The 3,469-nt window shown below is 43.4% G+C and carries 4 protein-coding genes and 1 pseudogene; 3 read left to right on the top strand and 2 right to left on the bottom strand.

Annotated features, from left to right (window positions below; genetic code table 11):
• Nucleotides 1-980, top strand: a 980-nt coding sequence (locus WBJ10_RS04710) for a dipeptide epimerase (protein WP_424288373.1), incomplete at its 5' end; no start/stop codon positions are given.
• A gap of 88 nt (nucleotides 981-1,068) precedes the next feature.
• On the opposite strand, the gene WBJ10_RS04705 is transcribed toward WBJ10_RS04710, so the two are convergent.
• Together WBJ10_RS04705 and WBJ10_RS04700 are read right to left on the bottom strand one after the other, a co-directional pair.
• Nucleotides 1,069-1,254 carry a DUF6358 family protein gene (locus tag WBJ10_RS04705; RefSeq protein ID WP_424288372.1) on the bottom strand — a complete coding sequence of 62 codons (186 nt, stop codon included), beginning with the start codon at nucleotides 1,252-1,254 and terminating at the stop codon, nucleotides 1,069-1,071.
• 1 nt (nucleotide 1,255) lies between these two features.
• On the bottom strand, nucleotides 1,256-1,570 hold the full coding sequence (locus tag WBJ10_RS04700) for a rhodanese-like domain-containing protein (protein WP_424288371.1): 315 nt from the start codon (nucleotides 1,568-1,570) through the stop codon (nucleotides 1,256-1,258).
• A gap of 142 nt (nucleotides 1,571-1,712) precedes the next feature.
• Between WBJ10_RS04700 and WBJ10_RS04695 the strand changes: the two genes are divergently transcribed.
• Complete coding sequence (locus WBJ10_RS04695) at nucleotides 1,713-2,831, top strand: DUF4407 domain-containing protein (RefSeq protein ID WP_424288370.1); 1,119 nt, start codon at nucleotides 1,713-1,715, stop codon at nucleotides 2,829-2,831.
• A 255-nt stretch (nucleotides 2,832-3,086) separates the two neighbouring features.
• Nucleotides 3,087-3,469, top strand: a pseudogene (locus WBJ10_RS04690) (M61 family metallopeptidase); the annotation flags it as partial.

Here is a 3,469-nt window from a genome sequence, read left to right as displayed (position 1 = left end):
TAAAACATCCTTTCACTATTGCAAAGTTCTCCCGTACGTCGACTCCCATTATGCTGATGGAGATTAGCCATGAGGGTTTTACTGGGCTTGGAGAAGCTTCTATGGTGCGTTATATGGGCGAGAATATGGAGACGGCTACAGCATTTATGTCCAAAGTTGATCTCTCCTGGCTGAAAGCCCCATTTGATTTTGATGAAGTAGTTGCATATCTGGATAATATTGCACCCGGAAATCCTAATATTAAAGCCGCTATTGATATTGCTTTACATGATTTGAAGGGTAAGATTGAAAACACACCATGCTATAAATTCTTCGGGACTGACCCGTCTAACATGCCCGAAACGTCATACACACTTGGTATCGATACTCCTGAGGTTTTAATACAGAAAATAAAGGAGGGTGAACATTGCCATATCATTAAAGTCAAGCTTGGACGCGATAACGACAAAGAACTGATCAATACGATCAGGTCGGCAACAGATAAGCCATTGTTTGTGGATGCGAATCAGGGCTGGTCCGATAAAGAACATGGTTTGGATATGGTTCACTGGCTGCACGAACAGGGAGTTGTATTAATAGAGCAGCCTATGGCGAAAGAAGACCCTGATTCCAATGCCTGGATTACCGAACGCAGCCCGGTAGCCATTGTTGGTGATGAATCGGTTCAACGCTTTGCGGATGTAGATAAAGCTAAAGGGGTTTATCATGCGATTAATGTAAAATTGATGAAAAGTGGTGGGATGCACGAAGGACATCGGATGATCATGAAGGCCAAAGAGCTGGGCATGAAAGTTATGATAGGTTGTATGAGTGAAACAAGCTGTGCCACCCTGGCTGCTGCTGCTTTAGCGCCACTATGCGACTGGGCAGATCTTGACGGGCCTTTCCTTACGAGTAATAACCCTTATATAGATCCCGAGTTTAAAGATGGGAAGTGGGTGTTGAATGAGGATGCGGGGTTGGGAATTAGGAAGGGGTAATGATCTCTCTTTGTAGAATGTCAATCACTCTAAATGTTGAGAGGTTCCCTGCATGCCGGACAGCTGGCGGCCAGGACAACTTCCTCTATTATTTCTTGGTCATGTCCCTTACACTCTTAGCAAGCCGTACCTTCAAAAATATAAGCATCGCAAAGGGCGGGGTAGCGGCAATAGCATAGAGATAATAGTTATTCTTAATAGACCAAATAATACAAAGTACCAGTACGATCAGAGCAATATTAAGAAAGATGTTAAACAGAATCTTCTTAAACATATTAGTAAACCCTCATATCAGGCTCATATTCTGCCGCCCATGCAAGGATTCCTCCTTTAAGATTATAAAGATTGGTATAGCCTAACTGCTCCAGTTGCATGACTGCTGCTGCACTTCTCGCACCGCTGCGGCACTGCATAATTACCGGTTTGTCTTTGCTGATTTTAGAAGCCTCAACCACAACGCCAGCAAGGGGAATATTTTCACCTTCGATGTTTGACATTTCATATTCAAAAGTCTCGCGCACATCAATAAGTTGAAAGTCTTCCTTATTGTCGATCATTTGCTTTAATTCCTGTACTGTTACTTCCTTCATGTCTGGTATATTTGTCGGACAAAGATAGGCATTTCCTAAATATTTAATAAACTAAAGGGGTGATACTGTGTTGCATTAAATAAAATGACGCGGATGTAACATGTTAATAAAGTGGGCGTTTAATTACATATTTTGATTTCAGATGAAGAAAGTAACCGATTTTTTCTGGTTCTGTTCCGGAGCGCATGTTGATACACTTAAACGGTATCCAACTGAGCATAATAAGTATGTGGGTATCGGTGCCACTATATTCTTCACAGCACTCTTTGCGTCGCTTTCCGGTGGCTATGCCATGTATTTTGTATTTTCCGGCAGTCCCCTTGCGGTTGGGTTTGCATTCCTTTTCGGGATAATCTGGGGTCTGGCAATCTTCAATATGGACCGTTATATTGTTGCCAGTATCAGCAAAAGTGGCACCACTAATCAGCAGATCCTTCAGGCTACACCCCGGATATTACTTGCCATTATGATCGGAATTGTGATTTCGCGGCCGCTGGAGCTTAAAATATTTGATAAGGAGATCCGTGAGAAGTTAAAGACGAGTTATTTAAACGGGCAGCGGTCTAAAATCGACACCCTGAATAAAACATTTGCAAATAAGTATGCTTCGGAGATCCAAAAAACGGCAGAACTGAAGCAGGAAAAGGATTCATTAGAAAAGGATATTAACCGCTCACGGTACATTTTGAACCAGGAGGTTTTTGGAGATAAAACTAACCAGACTTCAGGTGTTACCGGATATGGGACCTATGCAAAGCAAAAAGAATCTCTTGTTGTGCAGAAGGAGCAGAGACTGCAAACGCTCCGAACCGAGCTTGCCGGAATGGAGACTTTCTTTGCCCGGCGAAAAGACCTGGATGGCCTTTCGGAGCAGCGGATGTTTAGTGGCAGGCAGCTGGATAGCCTTGCCAATGTAGCAGGCTTTGCCGACCGAAACTGGGCGCTTGGCCAGTTAAGCTTTAAGGAGGACGGTACCCGGGATCTCGATACGTATCTGGCAATTTCCTTCATCGGCTTCCTCTTCATATTGTTTGAATGTCTTCCCGTCTTTGTGAAATTAATGAGCAATAAGGGCCCTTACGACGTGGCGCTTGAAAATGTGGACGAAACTTACATGTACAAATCCGTAAAAACGAAAGATGAGGATATTGCAGTCACGGATGGGGTGCAGGAGACACGGATTTACACCGAGATCGACAAACAGAAACAGATTGTGTCCCGGACTTCACAGCGGGATTTGGAGAAATATGATTGGGACTAGCGAATTAGCAAATCGAGAATTAGCAAATTTGCGAATTAGTAAATTAGCAAATGGGGAGGAGTTTTTAATTGGTGCGAGGATCTAAGGGCGATGGGCAATTTCGGATAATTTGTTAAATTAGCGAATGAAGACTTGGTTAATGAAAGGATGTCCTGATATTTATTAATGCATTTTCGTCCCTAACATTTGCTCATTTGCTAATTCTCTAATTTTCTCATTTCCTAATTCTCTAATTCGCTAATTTTCCCAATCCCAATGAAAATATCCCTTTTATTCCTGTCCTGCCTTTTCGCGGTATCTACTCTCTCCGCGCAGGATGCGATCCAATATTCTATATCATTTCCGAATGCTGTTCATCATGAGGCGGAGGTTACGATCAACGTTTCTGATTTACCCGTCGGGCCTCTCACTTTTCGAATGAGCCGCTCATCGCCCGGTCGTTATGCAACCCACGAGTTTGGTAAAAATGTGTATGGTGTCAAGGCGCTTGATGGTAAAGGGAACACAGTTTCGGTTACACAGGTTGAGGGCGATGTTTACCGGCTTGATAAACACGATGGATCGGCGAGGATAAACTACACCGTTTATGGTAACCACGTAGACGGAACATACCTTGCTATAGACGAAACTCACGCGCA

This window comes from Daejeonella sp., from assembly GCF_049655485.1.
Classification (GTDB): Bacteria; Bacteroidota; Bacteroidia; order Sphingobacteriales; family Sphingobacteriaceae; genus Daejeonella.
Note: the sequence above shows the minus strand (reverse complement) of the source record. Positions and strands in the feature narration are given on the sequence as shown.

Coding starts and splice junctions, on each gene's coding strand:
- WBJ10_RS04705 (WP_424288372.1), bottom strand. CDS start 1,254: ATGTTTAAGAAGATTCTGTTTAACATCTTTCTTAATATTGCTCTGATC.
- WBJ10_RS04700 (WP_424288371.1), bottom strand. CDS start 1,570: ATGAAGGAAGTAACAGTACAGGAATTAAAGCAAATGATCGACAATAAG.
- WBJ10_RS04695 (WP_424288370.1), top strand. CDS start 1,713: ATGAAGAAAGTAACCGATTTTTTCTGGTTCTGTTCCGGAGCGCATGTT.